1 protein-coding gene is annotated in these 551 nt (G+C 73.9%); it reads right to left on the bottom strand.

The features are described 5' to 3' along the window. Window positions 1-46: 46 nt before the first annotated feature. The coding region (locus AKI01S_RS48695) for a dihydrofolate reductase family protein (protein WP_067833956.1) at window positions 47-551 on the bottom strand (505 nt) is incomplete at its 5' end.

Raw genomic sequence — 551 nt, 5'->3', positions numbered from 1 at the left:
TGGCAGGACTTCGCCCGCGCCCTGGACAAGGTCTGACCCCCGCCCCTCAGCGCGACACGCGGTAGGTCAGATGGGTGACCAGGTCGGTGCCCGACTGGTCGACCAGCTCCAGCCCCAGGTCGCCGACCCCGGCGAACAGGCGCTCGCCCGCGCCGAGCACCACCGGCGCCAGGTGCAGGCGCAGTTCGTCGATCAGCCCGGCGGCCAGGTACTGGTTCACCGTGTGCGCGCCGCCGGCGACCGACACGTCGCGGTCGCCGGCGGCCTCCCGGGCCCGCGTCAGGGCGGCCTCGATCCCGTCGGTGACGAAGTGGAACGTCGTGCCGCCCTTCATCGGCACGCTCGCGCGGGGCCGGTGGGCCAGCACGAACACCGGCGCGTGGTACGGCGGCTCCTCGCCCCACCAGCCGGTCCAGTCCAGGTCCCAGTCGCCCCGGTCGGCCCCGAACATGTTGCGCCCCATGATGAACGCGCCCGCCGCGGTGATCTTCGCGATGGCCTCGGCGTTGGCGTCGGGCTGCTCGAACATCCACCGGTGCAGGCGCTCGGCG

Origin of the sequence: Actinomadura kijaniata NBRC 14229 (genome assembly GCF_001552175.1) — a bacterium.
GTDB lineage: Bacteria > Actinomycetota > Actinomycetes > Streptosporangiales > Streptosporangiaceae > Spirillospora > Spirillospora kijaniata.
Note: the sequence above shows the minus strand (reverse complement) of the source record. Positions and strands in the feature narration are given on the sequence as shown.